10 protein-coding genes and 1 tRNA gene are annotated in these 14359 nt (G+C 56.4%); 3 read left to right on the top strand and 8 right to left on the bottom strand.

All coding sequences use genetic code 11. The features are described 5' to 3' along the window. Nucleotides 1-321 precede the first annotated feature (321 nt). The 3 genes from kwaB to ACSHSS_RS31270 all read right to left on the bottom strand — a co-directional run bounded on the left by kwaB (nt 322) and on the right by ACSHSS_RS31270 (nt 2666). Complete coding sequence (gene kwaB / locus ACSHSS_RS31280) at nt 322-1239, bottom strand: anti-phage protein KwaB (RefSeq protein WP_065494619.1); 918 nt, start codon at nt 1237-1239, stop codon at nt 322-324. 1 nt (nt 1240) lies between these two features. Then, nucleotides 1241-1819, bottom strand: a complete 579-nt coding sequence (kwaA, locus tag ACSHSS_RS31275; protein WP_060261962.1) for an anti-phage protein KwaA — start codon at nt 1817-1819, stop codon at nt 1241-1243. Between the two features lie 598 nt (nt 1820-2417). Beyond that, nucleotides 2418-2666 carry a hypothetical protein gene (locus tag ACSHSS_RS31270; RefSeq protein ID WP_042114724.1) on the bottom strand — a complete coding sequence of 83 codons (249 nt, stop codon included), beginning with the start codon at nt 2664-2666 and terminating at the stop codon, nt 2418-2420. Nucleotides 2667-4083: 1417 nt separating this feature from the next. Between ACSHSS_RS31270 and ACSHSS_RS31265 the strand changes: the two genes are divergently transcribed. Continuing rightward, nucleotides 4084-5550 (top strand): hypothetical protein, encoded by a 1467-nt coding sequence (locus tag ACSHSS_RS31265; protein WP_150728808.1) that lies wholly within the window; start codon nt 4084-4086, stop codon nt 5548-5550. A 26-nt stretch (nt 5551-5576) separates the two neighbouring features. On the opposite strand, the gene ACSHSS_RS31260 is transcribed toward ACSHSS_RS31265, so the two are convergent. The 3 genes from ACSHSS_RS31260 to ACSHSS_RS31250 all read right to left on the bottom strand — a co-directional run bounded on the left by ACSHSS_RS31260 (nt 5577) and on the right by ACSHSS_RS31250 (nt 9286). Beyond that, nucleotides 5577-6674 carry a phage integrase gene (locus ACSHSS_RS31260; protein WP_158379962.1) on the bottom strand — a complete coding sequence of 366 codons (1098 nt, stop codon included), beginning with the start codon at nt 6672-6674 and terminating at the stop codon, nt 5577-5579. Nucleotides 6675-6902: 228 nt separating this feature from the next. Then, nucleotides 6903-6993: transfer RNA gene (locus tag ACSHSS_RS31255), tRNA-Ser, on the bottom strand. Nucleotides 6994-7072: 79 nt separating this feature from the next. Continuing rightward, nucleotides 7073-9286 carry a TonB-dependent receptor gene (locus ACSHSS_RS31250; protein WP_445546070.1) on the bottom strand — a complete coding sequence of 738 codons (2214 nt, stop codon included), beginning with the start codon at nt 9284-9286 and terminating at the stop codon, nt 7073-7075. Between the two features lie 263 nt (nt 9287-9549). On the opposite strand from ACSHSS_RS31250, the gene ACSHSS_RS31245 reads away from it, so the two are divergent. Continuing rightward, nucleotides 9550-10170, top strand: a complete 621-nt coding sequence (locus ACSHSS_RS31245) for an HAD family hydrolase (protein ID WP_445546069.1) — start codon at nt 9550-9552, stop codon at nt 10168-10170. A 61-nt stretch (nt 10171-10231) separates the two neighbouring features. On the opposite strand, the gene ACSHSS_RS31240 is transcribed toward ACSHSS_RS31245, so the two are convergent. Then, nucleotides 10232-11278, bottom strand: coding sequence for a lactonase family protein (locus tag ACSHSS_RS31240; RefSeq protein ID WP_445546068.1), 1047 nt, complete (start codon nt 11276-11278; stop codon nt 10232-10234). After that, entirely contained in the window at nt 11265-12632 is a 1368-nt protein-coding gene (locus ACSHSS_RS31235; RefSeq protein WP_445546067.1) for an MFS transporter, read from the bottom strand. Before ACSHSS_RS31235 ends, ACSHSS_RS31240 begins: the two co-directional genes overlap by 14 nt. Before the next feature lie 500 nt (nt 12633-13132). Between ACSHSS_RS31235 and ACSHSS_RS31230 the strand changes: the two genes are divergently transcribed. Further along, complete coding sequence (locus ACSHSS_RS31230) at nt 13133-14113, top strand: acetyltransferase (RefSeq protein ID WP_445546066.1); 981 nt, start codon at nt 13133-13135, stop codon at nt 14111-14113. Nucleotides 14114-14359 lie beyond the last annotated feature (246 nt).

The following is a 14359-nucleotide window of genomic DNA, read 5'->3' as shown; positions in this document are numbered from 1 at the left end:
GATGCTTTCCACGTAATGACTAGGCTTACTGATAGGCACAAGACTATCCCTTATTTTAAGAGAGTCCTCGTGTCCTCAGATACGTGGGGCCACTCCAATAACGCAGATAAAGCTCGGCGACATGAGCGCGCTGAAATGCGAGAGCGTGTGGTGTGCGGGTCCATCAGCCTCACCGTACTCAACGCGAAAGTCATTCCGAGCGGTAAGCGTCTCAACGATTGCGGCTTAACCACTGCTGGCGGTCTAATATTCAAGCGGGCAGGCTATCGGAGCATAAGTCATCGGTTCGCCAACGGGTTCGCTCCTGATGCCCTCCGCCCACTACATTTTGTTCTTAGCGAGCGTCTCGTATTCAAAAGCGGTCAGCCCAGACGTTAAGTAATCGTCGTTTAGCAGTTTGTAAAACCTCTTCACGCTATCGCGCGAAGAAAGGTGAAATTGACCGTCCACAATCTTGAGCCCGATCTTTTCTGCCTTCTGCGTTGCAAAAGCGAGTATCACGGCGGCGTCCAACCGTAGCACATCACTTTGTCCGGCACGCAGAATGTCGCGCTTCGGCGCGACGCAGGCCGCAAGATAACCCTTTACGTCATTGACAATCCCCATCTGCAGAATTGATTGAACAACTGACAACATGGCGCGCTCCGCGATCTCCGTAAACGAGAAAGCTTTCTCGAATTTCGAAAAATCATTTATATAAAACTCGCCATCAGCAAGGAGAACATCAAATCCCGGCGTTACCTTAATAAGATCACCATCGAAGATGGTGAATCTATTCTCCAGCTTATACAGCAGTATTTGATCCCGTCTGACAAGCGAAACAGGGTAGAACGTCTTGAAGAACACGACGGACTGCTGCGCAGACGCAATCTTTATCGCAATGCTGCGAATTTCGCCAACGTTGTTTTCGTTGAACGAGAAAAAGTCTGGTTCATCCTCGTTTTGCAACGCCTGGAGCTGAGCAAACTCTATAGGCTGCTCTTGCAGATCGTACATTACCAAGGCGTCGCTGCGCTGATCCATTTGCGACAAAAGCACGGTCTGTAACTCGTCGCGCTCAAAAAACTCACGAACGCTAGCAGCATAGTTCGCCAACACCGCATTTGTGGCTCGGTCATCAAAGTCAGCAAGCTTGTACATTCTGGCCGCCCGCGCCCCGAGGCCAAAATAGAGCTTCATGTTCACGCCATCTACGAAGATGGCGTCTAAGTGGTCTTTGAGTTCTTGTTTGGTCTTCATGTCAGATGCGCGTGGCCTTTCGTGCAAAGAAAATTTTCTTGTCCAGACGAAGTACGTTGACCGAATCACCAATCTCAATCTCCTCTCTGGAAATCAAGATCGCAGTGTTTCCCTGAGCTTTTACATTGAATATCTTGAAGCCTAGCAAGGATAACGTGGGGTTTGCGTAGAATAGGTCTGTTTTAATATAGATAGCACCGAGCAACAGCAACGTGATGGCAAGGTTTATCATCTGCCTCGGGCTATCCAAGCTAAATCCCACGAGAGGGATAACATAGGTCGCAAGAAAAACAAGATGCTCTGCGTTTTTGTCTTCTAGCTCTTCGATTTTAATCGGACCATCTTTTGCGCCTGATATGATCTTAACAAAGAGAGCATAGAAGATAGAAGACGCTGCAAGCATTGCGACGCAAACCAGTGGCAGAAGGTTTTTCAGTGCCAAAGTTGCTAGCGCTGGACGAGGCAGGAACGCGCAACCGAGACAGATGGTTACGTCGACATCCGCCTTATTAACAATAACAAGCACGAAGAGCAGCCACAGCGACAGGAGGTACATACCGACCTTAACGAGGCGGCTCATTCGAATCGATGCGACGTTCACTTGGACCCCGATGCCCCCGCATGAAAGGCGAGTGTTAGACAGAATTTTTACAGGAATTTAACACGTTGCCGCCCATGATTCCTGCTTACTGCGAGGGCGAGGGCTTCGCAGAATAAGCGCGTCGAAAACTTCCATGAGCACGCGTGGACCGATGCGTTCGTTTGCTTTTGCTGGCTGATCGCCGTCTTGACCGGCGGTGCTCGACTTCACCGAAGAACGGCAAGGCACGTTCCGTAGCGTCAGCTATGTTGGCTCCTCTCCTAAGAAGGGACCGCTGGCAACATCGCCGCCGCTGCCGCTTTCTATCGGGATATGCGCTCGGTGGCTAAAAGCAGACGGCTCTTGTTCGATCCGCCCGGAGCAGCACTTTGATAGTCAGTTTGTGGGTCGGAAAACAAAAAACCCCGTAAATCATTGATTTTACGGGGTTTTCCACCATCATCTGGCGGAGAGAGGGGGACTTTCTGCCAAAACAAAAAAACGGTTTAAAATCAAGTAGTTAGTAGCGGTTTGAGGTCAAAAACTTGTTACCCAACATGCTACCACATCACCCCCACCTGTAAAAATTTACAGGTTTTTAGACAAGCTCGTCTTGTCTCACAACTACCTCCCCCAAGATTGGGGGCTGGGGGGATGATAAACAAACTTCATCTTGTTGCTTGTTAAGTTCTTTTTTTATGAACAAGGAATATTTAGACATAAAGTGTCTAAATAAAGTGGATACAGGTTGATTTGTTTGTTTGGCGTAGCGAACAAACAAATCATAGACCTCCTTGTCTACAAATAGTTTTCTTTCTATGATGTTTTCTTTGTTGTTAATTTCCATTTAATTCTCCTATGTATTTGGTACCTTGGATAAAGTACTGTTTATCACAGGATGATTAAAAGTCAACATAATTTGGTACCATCAATAAAAAGTCAATCAAGGTACTTTTCAAAATCCCCCTACGAAAACTCACTTTGTGAGTTTCCTCAGACACAGTGCAACGCTTTCAGCCTTGCGATTCTGCCCTGCGCCCTTGCGGGCTTGGAAATTGGGGGATTTAGCCAAGTTTCTTGGCAATTTGTTTTCAAGTTGAGAATAACTTATATCAAGTTTTTAAGTTGCTTAAAGTCTTATTTGGTAAGGCTTTGGCGTGCCTCACCTTGTGAGGCAACTTTATTTTGAAAAATGAGGTAAAAAATAAGTCTGGTATTTATCATCTTTCTTTCTATGATGTTTGCGATAGGTACCTGTTTAAAGTATCACTCGACCGATAGCAAACCTATCGTTTGAGTGATAACAAAACCTATAACTCAAACGATAGCAAGGTGATAATTTAAGCGATAACGTGACATAGGTTCTTATCTCTTGTGCGCGGTTTCCTATGCCTGGTTCCGTTCATTTTTCAATGATAAGACGGAGCTTATCATTGAAAAATAAACGGCTCTTATCTTGACTTCCTCTCAGGGCTTCGCCCATTTTAATAGGAATTATTCTTTTTACTTTATATAGAGTTGCATTAGGGGTTCCCCCCGTTACTTTGACTTTAAAACCTGTCAAAGTAACGAGGGATAGATTTTCAATTTTTGGCTACGCTTTTTATAGAGCAACATCAACGGCTACGCCGAAAAATAGATTTTAATTTACGGCTACGCCGATATGAAAAACCATAGTTTGATTTCTTCCCCCCAACCCCCAAGCATGGGGGAGGTAGTTGAACACAAGACGAGCTTGTGTAAAAACCGATGATGGATGATTAAGAACCACGGGTTCTTATAAAACTGTCCCCACTGTCCCCTTTGTCCCCATGTTTTTAAAAAAGTGTCCCCAAGTTTGGGGCATCTTTTACGACACTCATTGTTTGTCAAGTATGTGTCAAGTAGAGCAGTTTGACAGTTTCAAACTCGCAAAGTATTAATAGATAAGGCTTTGGGCGATTGCGTCAAGTTGTCAAGCTGTCAAGTAGGGAGAATAGATTTTGTCAAGTAAATCTTCGCCGTTTACTTGACAAGACGAGCTTGTGTAAAAACCGATGATGGATGATTAAGAACCCAAGGCTTTAAAGTGTCATAAATCAATTTACGACACTTTTACGACACTTGAAAGCGCCAAGAACCACATTTAATAAGGCTTTCAGGGAAAGTGTCATACTGTCATACCTGTCAGAGCGTATAAAAGAAATTGTCTTAAAATTCCTCCGCAATTCTTGACAAATAAAAATAATCCATTACCTTGTAATTATAACTATTAGAAGGTATGTATGGATAAGAATAAAACCAATGATTTAACACCACACGAAATAAAGAAGATCATTGATAACTTTACCAACTCCCTTGTATTCAATGACAAGGGGCAAACAATCAGTGAAATTCTTTCAATCATAGATAGCCCTTTTAGCGACTATAAGAACAATGATGTTCTATCTATGATTTTCCATAGATTTTTTACGACCACTGAAATACCAGTTGCTTTGCCAATTTTTGGCTTTCTATCGTTAGTCAGCGCTTGGTGTGTAAAGAACAAAGCAACAATGACTATTCCCTTGGACCCAAGGGTAAAGCAATTAGATACATGGACGATTATGCTTGCCCCTTCTGGGTCAGCAAAATCGATGGCGTCAGGCATCATTAATTCAATGGCACCTCCTGATCCAGAAGGAAACAGTGTTATTGAGCCTAATTTCACCAAGCCTAACGGTCCAGCCGCCTTTGTTGAACAAGTTGCCAAGCTGGACGATGGAGAGACCTGTACGGGTTTTTGGATAGAAGATGAAGTGTCCCAGATGTTCAAGCTGGTTGAAACAGAAGGTCATCCAATGAATGAAATCCGTGAACATTTATTGAAGATGAAGGATAACGCCAAATTATCCAGACTATCCAAGGGCAAGGAAATTAAAACTAATCCCGTAGTGATGACACAATTATTCATCAATACGATTGATAGTTTCGCAAAGCACATTACAGATGAGAGCATGAAAGACGGATTGATGAGACGCTATCAATTCGTCTTGGCTCAAAAAGACGAAGATAGAGATCACACAGACTTTCCGTTGTATGATGTTTCAAACATTAGAACTGACGCAATGTTTGATAAATTCCTTGACGTATTTACACAAAACATTAGCCGTTTGAACTACACGTTTTCTAATGCTTGCTACAAAATCTATTGCGTAATGTATAAAAGATTTTGGCAACAGCAATACGTTAAATGGATGACAGGGCAAGAGAACTTTTATAGAACCTACATGATGGAAGCATGGAAATATGCCGTATTTCATCACATCATCCATCTTAAACAAGGCACCGAGATACAAGAGGACTCGATGCAGTGGGCGTTAAAAGTCGTCATGCTCCTACTCAATTCATTTGAGCGTTTCATTGAGTATCGAGCACGAAAGCCAGAAAGAATTATTATCCAGAAGGCGAAGATGGATAAATATATTGACTGGATAAGGGCGAATGAAGATAAGAAAGGTTTTGGGGTTAGAGCCTTTTGTAGAAAATTCAATATCTCAAAAGACGATGCCATTAGCTCGCTAACGAGCATTAAAGTCCATAACCCTAAATTCAAGTCCGTATTGTTGGACGATATAAATATCAATATTGTGAAGGAAGATAGAGTAAAGGCTTTTTACGATATCTTTGATGATCCAGCATTGTTTAACAAGGAAGCCCGAGACTCATACGATAAGAACAAAAAGGAATTGAAGTTTGGATTGAAGAAATAAAAAAAGCCCCTAATGGGGCTTTGTGATTAAAATTCTGTTTTGAAGTATTTTATTTTAACCAAAAGCGCATGTTGCGCTTTTGTTATCTGTTCTGCAACGAAAGGCAAGGGATATTTATCACTATAAATCTGGTTATTTGTTCCCTCGAACTCATGCCCAATAATTTGACAGCGAAGTTCTGTTGAAATGCCATTGTCTTTAAGAAAATTATTGAAGAATTTTCTTATTGAATGAAACACAAGTTTCTCCCTTTCTATCTTCAATGATTGAAGATAGCGAGAAAATTTCTTACCAACGGCATTGCCAGCACCTTTGCCATCCCTTTCCTTGTATTTAAATATCTTATCGGTTGTTTGTTTATCAACAAACACCTTAAAGTCTTTATAGATAACTTCCGGTATGGGTATTTCACGGATGCCAGCATCCGTTTTGGATTTCTCAATTCTAATGAAGTGAATTCCTTCACTTTCTACAATCTGGCTCTTGCGAAGTGTTGTAAGCTCACCAACGCGACAGCCAGTAATAAGAGCAAGAACCAGAACCCAGTAAAAATCTAAGTCTTTACCCTTATGAGGTTTAAGATTTTCGCTTGAATAGATGGATAGGATTTCTTCCAGATAAAAGATAGCGTATTGTTCACGCGTCTTTTCTCTGTTTGTCATTAAAGTTCTATTTTGAGCGGGGTTTGTATCGAAATAATAACCCTGCTTGATAGCAAAATTAAACAACGCCCTTATAACAGCGGTTTTGTTGTCTATGGTTCTTGTTGTATTGTTTTTGGTTAAAAGATACTCTTGAAACCGTGTAATGTCAGAACCAATGATTTTTGAAATTTGCGGGTTTTTCAGGAAGTCTGAAAATTCATTGATGTTAGCCTTGTAAGCATCAATAGTTGCTTGGGTCAATTTTTTCCTAATGGAAAAAAACTTGTCCAGCAATTCCAACAGCCTAAGGCTTTTTGTATTTGTTGAAGTCCTTGCCTCAGGTTGTGATTGAATAGTCACAGGAGGAAGCAACTTCATTGCTTCTATTAATGCTTTTCTATCCTCGTCGTTGCCTTCTTCACTTTTAAATACACCCCGAGAGAGGTCAATTTCGAAGGTGCGTAGCTTGTTCTTATCCATGAGTGCAAGCGCTTTGAGGACGTTCAAAGCGCGTAGCATAGCAGTTGCCTTGTCCCGAGTCCCAAGGGACCGTTTGAACTGCCTACGATCGATTCTGGTGTGGATGTAGAAGATGCCCGAGGGGCGGGCATAGACAGGTATTTTCATGGGTGGTAGCTACCAAAAGTGCTACCACACTCGAAACCCATTTTTTGAAAAAGTCCTTGTGAATCAAGGACTTAGAATGCTTGGCGGAGAGAGGGGGATTCGAACCCCCGATAGGCTATTAACCTATACACGCTTTCCAGGCGTGCGACTTAAACCACTCATCCATCTCTCCGGGAAGAGCGAGAGTATAGCAAACTCCGGCCGCGGTTCGCCACTCCCGCGCGATCCGGCGCGCCGGCCGGCCGAGCGCGTCAGAAATCGGTCGTCATCGACAGCCAGACCGACCGCGGGCTGCCTTGCGTCAGATAGCCGCCGATCGTCGAGGCCCAGTACGCGTGGTTCGCGACATTGCGGACCGTCGCGCGGAACGTCGTCTTCCGGCCGAACAGCTCGGTCGCATAGCGCGCGCCGAGATCGAAGCGGTCCCACGCGGGGATCGACATCGTGTTCGCGACATCGAGATACTGCGGCCCCGTATGGATCCAGCGCGCATTCAGCGTGAGACCGCGCAGCATCGGCACGTCGTATTCCGCGCCCGCATTGAGCATGAACGACGGCACGCCGATCGGCCGGTTGCCGTCGTTCGCGCCGCCGGCGGTGTGCTGCAGCGTCGCGTCGAGGTAGGTGACGCCCGCGATCAGCCGCACGCCCTTCCACGGCTCGCCGTACACGGCCGTCTCGATGCCACGGTGGCGCTGCGTGCCGTTCGCGGCGAACACGTTCGACGACGGATCGGTGTATGCCATCGGCTTTTCGATCTGGAACAGCGCGAGCGACGCGCCGATCTTGTCGGCGTCGTACCGGATGCCGGCCTCGTATTGCTTCGAACGATACGGCGCCAGCGACTGGCCCGCATTGCGCGCGGTGCTCGGCGCGGTCTCGCCTTGCGCGAGCGCTTCGCTGCGGTTCGCGAAGATCGACACGTTGCGCCACGGCTTCACGACGAGCCCGAACACGGGCGTCGTGACCGCGTCGCTGTATGCGGCCGACAGCGTGCCCGTGTAGTCGAAGTTGTCGACCGAGATCGACTGGCGCCGCGCGCCGATCGTAAACAGTACGCGATCGCCGAACAGGCCGAGCGTGTCCGACACGGCGACGCTGCGCAGCCACGTCTTCGCGACCGTCCCCGGGTCGCCCATGTCTCCGCCCGCATACACGGTTGCGGGAAAGGCGACGGGCGCGGGATCGTCCAGCGTGGTCGGAAACGCGCTCGACATCGTGTACGCGGACTGGCTCTCGATCCGGATGAACGAGGCGCCGGCCGTCACGAAATGCGTGACCGGGCCGGTCGCGAAGCGGCCGCGCACGCCGGCTTCGGTCGACTGCGCATCCTGCTTGTACGGCACGCTGAGGCGCGAGCCCGTCGTGCCCGTGCTCGTGTAGGTCGGCGTGTAGTAGTCGCCGTGCTCGTTCGTGTGCCGCGCGCCGGCGGCCACGTAGGCCGTCCACGCGGGCAGGAAATCGTACTCGGCACGCACGATGCCGACCGTGTCCTCGAGCTCGCTGAAGCTCCACGGCTGCGCGTAGTTGTGCGTCGCGGACGGCACCGCCGGCAGCTGGTTGCCGCCGACGAGCACGGTCGGCCGCCCGCCGTCGATGCGCTGCCGCTGATACAGGAAGTCGCCCGATACGCGCAGCTTGTCGCCGCGCCAGTCGAGCGAGACGGCCGTCACGTTGTTGCGGCGGCGTTCGTCGTCGACGGCCGTGTCGCCGCCGCTGATGGACTGGTTCACGCGAATGCCGAACTGGCCGTCGCTGCCGAAGCGGCGGCCGACGTCGACGTGCGTGCCGATCGAGCCCGACACCGAGCCGTCGACGGTGACGCGCGTGAGCGGCTTGTCGTCCGCATGCTTGAGCTGCACGTTCACGCCGCCGCCGACGGCGGAGCCGTTCGGCGACGCACCGTTCAGGAACGCGTTCGCACCCTTGAACACGTCGACGCGCTCGATCGCGTCGGTCTCGACGAGCTGCCGCGGCGTGACGCCGTACAGGCCGTTCAGCGAGATGTCGTCGCCGTCGAGCTTGAAGCCGCGGATCACGAACACCTGCGCGTAGTTGCCGTAGCCGGCCGCGCTGCGCACCGCGGGGTCGTTGTCGAGCACGTCGGCGAGCGTGCGCGCCTGCTGATCCTCGATCAGCTTCGACGTGTAGGTCGTCATGCTGAACGGCACGTCGCTCGCTTTCTGGCGGCCGAGCACGCCGAAATCCGCGCCGCGCGCGACCTGGCCGCCCGCGTAGGTCGGGACGAGGTCGCCGGGCAGCGGTTCGACGGTGCCCGTCACGTCGATCGACGGCAGGACGGCGCCATCGGCGGACGGCGCCGAGGCGGACGAACCCGCGGAAGCGGGCGCCGCGGCAGAGACAGCGGCGGCCTGCGCGAACGCAGCCGCAGGGACGGCACTCGCGAGCGCGATGCCGAATGCAATCGGCGTGAGACGCCGAACGGGAAATGAGGGTGTCGACATGGAACGCAAAACGGAGGTGATCGGTGATCCGTCCCAGGGCGGCAAGTCGGAATCCGGGCGGAAAGATCGGTCCGTACGATCGCGGACGCGTTGTTTTTGAGAAAGCGGCGCGGAGTTTAACGTAAACAAGAATCATTGTCATTTGACAATGAGACGTATCAGTATTTGGGATGGCGGGTGGGAGGCGACGGTCGCCGATCGGCGCAACCGCGCGCGACTCTGCTATCTTCCCCGGCATCTCGCTGCCTGCTCACTGCCATTTCATGACTGACCGCATCGTCGCCGCGTTCGATTTCGACGGCACCATCACGACGTCCGACAGCTTTCGCCATTTCGTACGCGCATCCGTCGGCACGCCGCGCTTCGTGTGGGCGGCGCTGCGCGCGCTGCCGTGGCTCGTCGCGATGAAGGTCGGGCTGCTGTCGCGCGGCGACGCGAAGGCGAAGTTCGCGTGGTTCGCATTCGGACCGATCCGCGAGGACGCGCTCGACGCGCTGGCGCGCACGTTCGTCGATACGTATCTGCCGCGCCTCGTGCGCCCCGAGATGCTCGAGCGCGTGCGCGAACATCGTGCGCGCGGGCATCGGCTTGTGCTCGTCAGCGCGTCGCCGTCGCTGTATCTCGACAAGTGGGCGCAGGCGGCCGGCTTCGATGCGGTGCTCGCGACGCGCCTTGCGTTCGAGCGCGGCGTATTCGTCGGGCGGCTCGACGGCGAAAACTGCTGGGGGCCGCAGAAGGTGGCGCGGCTGCGCGGATGGTGGGGCGAGCGGCCGCCGCAACGGCTGTTCGCCTACGGCGACAGCCGCGGCGACAAGGAAATGGCCGAGCTCGCGAACTGGGCGTGGATTCGCGGACGGCAGCCGATGCCGCCGATCGGCGACTGACGCGGCCGCTCACGCCGCGAGCGCACGGCGCTGAGCACGCCGCACGCCGCGCCGCGCGCGATCAGACGATCGCGATCCAGTTCGCGCCGCGCCCGCCGGGCACGCGCGTATGCAGCGTCAGCGTGCCGTCGTCGCGCGACACGGCGTACACCGCCACGTGCTCCGAGCGTTCGCCGCACGCGACGAGCCAGCGTCCCGACGGATCGATCGCGAAGCCGCGCGGCTGCGTTTCCGTGGCGGTCGCATGCGCGGGCTCGAACCGGCCGTCCGCGCTGCGGCGATAGCAGAGCAGCTGGCTCGTGGTGCGCTCGCTGACGTACGCGAAGCGCTCGTCGGGCGTCAGGTGCAGATCGGCGGCCCAGACGGCGGGCTCGGCCGGGGCGGGCGGTCGTGCATGGCCGGCCGGGAGCGCCGCGACGGCCGGGTGACGCGCGCTGACCTGCGCATCGCCGAGCCGGCCGCTGTCGGCATCGCGCGCGAACGTCGCGAGCATGCCGTGGAATTCGCTGACCGCGACGAGCGCGCGGCCGCCCTCCATGAAGCGCAGGTAACGCGGCCCGAAACCGGCCGGCACGCGGGCTTCGCCTTGCTCGCACACGCGCAGCCCGGCCGCATCCTCGACAAGTGCGAAACAGAACACGCGATCGGAGCCGAGCGAGCTGACGTACGCAAAGCGGTTGTCGGGCGAGACGATGACGGCATGCGCGTTCGCAATGCCGCCGGCGACGTGCAGCGGCGTGCCGTCGCCGGCGCGCACGCGCGCGGCATCGTAGACGCTGAACGCGTGGCCGCCGTACGACGCGCCGAGCAGCCAGCGGCCGTTGCGGTCGACCGACAGATAGGCGAGGCTCGCATCGATCGCGGTCGTGCCGAGCCGTGCGAGCGCGCCGGTCGGTGCGAGGCGGAACGCGACGATCGCCGGCGATTCGCCGCGCGTCGCGACGTACAGCCGCGCGCGGTCGGCTTGCACGGCGATCGGCATCGTGGCGTCGCCGGCCCGATAGCGCGCGAGCGGCGCGAGCGTGCCGTCGTGCGCGAGCGAGAATGTGGCTAGGTCGCCGTCGAGGGCGTTCGACACGACGACGGTCGAAAGGTCAGTGTTCGGCATGGCGGAGCATCGAAGCGTTGGTTACGGTATCGGCGGCGGGCAGGCCGCGCGGCGGATCGCTGCGCCGGTGCGTGCGCGCGAACAGTGCGGCGAACGCGGCGACGAGCGAGGCGATCGCGAGCGCATACAGCCCGCCGGTGATCGAACCCGTATGTTGCTTCAAATAGCCGAACGCCGTCGGCGCGACGAAGCCGCCGAGGTTGCCGATCGAGTTGATCAGCGCGATCACGGCCGCGGCGACGCGCGTGTCGAGGTAGCCCTGCGGGATCGGCCAGAACAGCGACGACGCGGCCTTGAAGCCGAGCGCGGCGAAACAGATCGACGCGAACGACCACACCGGATCGTGCGACGTCGACGCGAACAGTCCGCACGCGGCGAGCACGAGCGCGCAGGCGAGCCAGCGCTGCGGATGCCGCCACTTCGCGGACAGCACCGCGAAGCCGTACATCGCGCCGATCGCGATCATCCACGGAATCGTGTTGTACAGGCCGACCTGGAAGTCGCTGAGGCCGCCCATCTTGCGGATGATCGTCGGCAGCCAGAACGTGGCCGCGTAGATCGTCAGCTGGATCGAGAAGTACAGGAAGCAGAACAATACGATCTGCGGATCGCGCAGCAGCGCGAGTGCGGGCACGTGCCCGTTCGCGCGCACGTCGCGGCGCGCGCGCTCTTCGTCGAGCGCCTGCTCGAGCGCCGCGCGCTCCTGCGCATCGAGCCACGTCGCATCGCGGATATGCGACTTCAGCAGCAACCAGCTCGCACCGCAGAGCGCGACCGAAAACAGGCCTTCGATGATGAACATCCACTGCCATCCTTCGAGGCCGAGGCCGCGGATCGACAGCAGCGCGCCCGTCACGGGGCCGGACAGCACCGACGCGAACGCCGAGCCGCCGAGGAAGATCGCCATCGCCTTGCCGCGCTCGCGCGGCGGCAGCCATTGCGACAGATAGAGGACGACGCCGGGGAAGAAGCCCGCTTCGGCCGCGCCGAGCAGGAAGCGCAGCACGTAGAACGACGTGTCGTTCCAGACGAACGCCATCGCGGCCGCGACCATGCCCCACGTGGCCATGATCCGCGCGAGCCAGACACGCGCGCCGTAGCGCTGCATCAGCAGGTTCGACGGCACCTCGAACAGCGCGTAGCCGACGAAGAACAGGCCGGCGCCGAGGCCGTAGGCGGCCGCGCCGATGCCGATCGACGCTTCGAGATGGCGGTCGACGAAGCCGACGTTGACGCGATCGATGTAGTTCGCGATGAACATGACGAGCACGAGCGGCAGCACGTGCCATTTCACTTTCGACACGGCGGACGCGAGCGGGTCGCGCTCGGGCAGGGCGGGGGCGGGCGAGGTCAAGGCGTGTCTCCGGGGGCGGCCGACGGCGCACGGGCGGCTGGTGCTGCGTGCGCAGATGGCGATTTACGTAGTATGTCGTCGTATAACATGGTACGCGCGGCGCGGTGCAATGGCGTCACGGGTTTACCCGGAACTTGTCTCTATATTTCGCTGTTGCTGATGAGTTGCACTGTGCGTGGCGGCGCTGCTTAGAGATAGGATGACCGATGATTGCGGCACATTGCTTTGGCCTGCGCGACGACGTGAGATGGAAGGGCGCCGCAGAAGAGGCGTCGCGGGCCTCGCGTGCAGGCCAATCGAGCGCGTGCATCGCGCATGCCGATTGAAGGCCACGCACGCTACGCTATGTCGAAGCGCACCCGCGCCCGCGTCCGATCGCGGCACAATACGGGCGCGCGGCCCGCATGTCGTCCCGCAGGGACGCGCAGCGTATTGCGCAGGCTCGACGCACCGCGCGCGCCGCGGCCGCGAATTCATGGGGTGAGAGGGAGCAACGGACGGTGCAGCAACACGACGACGAACGACATTTCTTTGCCTTCAACGGCGACGCGGACGGCCTCTGCGCGCTTCAGCAGCTGCGGCTCGCGGAGCGCGTGCGCGGCACGCTCGTGACGGGCGTGAAGCGCGACATCCGGCTGCTGGAACGGATCGACGCGCGCGTCGGCGATCGCGTGACCGTGCTCGACATCTCGCACGACCAGAACCGCGACGCCTGCGCGCGGCTGCTGCGGGCCGGCGCGACGGTCCGCTATTTCGATCATCACTTCGCGGGCGAATTGCCGGACGATCCGCGCTTCGAGGCGCACATCGACACGGCGGCCGACGTCTGCACGAGCGTGCTCGTGAACCGTCATCTCGGCGGCCGGCATGTGCGCTGGGCGATCGTCGCGGCCTTCGGCGACGAGCTGCCGGCGCTCGGCGACGCGCTCGCGCATGCGCACGCGATCGATGCAGCGGAGCGCGACACGCTTGCCGAGCTCGGACGCTATCTGAACTACAACGCGTACGGCGACTGCATCGGCGATCTGCATTTCGATCCGGCCGCGCTCGCCGATGCGATGCTGCCGTGCGCGGATCCGCTCGAGTTCGTGCGCGGCACCGCGGTGTTCGCCGCGCTGCGCGACGGCTATCTCGACGACATGGCGCGCGCCTGCGCGCTCGCGCCGCTGCGCGAGGTGTCGGGCGCGACGCTGATCCGCATGCCCGATCGCCCGTGGGCGCGCCGCGTTGCCGGGATGCTCGCGAACCAGCGGATGCGCGACGCGCCGCATGCGGCGCTCGCGGTGCTGTCGCCGCGCGCGCAGGGCGGGCTCGTCGTCAGCGTGCGCGTGCCCGACGGCCGACCGCTGGGCGCGGACGAATTCTGTCGCGGCTTTCCGACCGGCGGCGGACGCAAGCGCGCGGGCGGGATCAATCATTTGCCGGAAAGAGAATTCGACGCGTTCGTCGCGCGCTTCGAGGCGGCGTTCCGGCTCGGCTGATCGCCGTGTAGGCGGGCGTCGGCGCGCTGTTGCACGCGCGAACGCACGCATCGATGTGACGTCGATCTGCGTGCCGTGCCGTGCCGTGCCGTGCCGTGCCGTGCCGTGCCGTGCCGTATCGCCGGCGCGACGCGTCGCGACCGGCGAGCAATCCGGCATCGATGAACCGATCTCGCTCATCGCTTGCCGCCGTTGCTCGCCACTTGCCACTCGCCGCACAGCATGCGACTACGCGGCCGCCCCCCA

Source organism: Burkholderia sp. BC1, assembly GCF_052683555.1.
The sequence above is the reverse complement of the archived record's forward strand: the minus strand, read 5'-3'. Positions and strand labels throughout refer to the sequence as shown.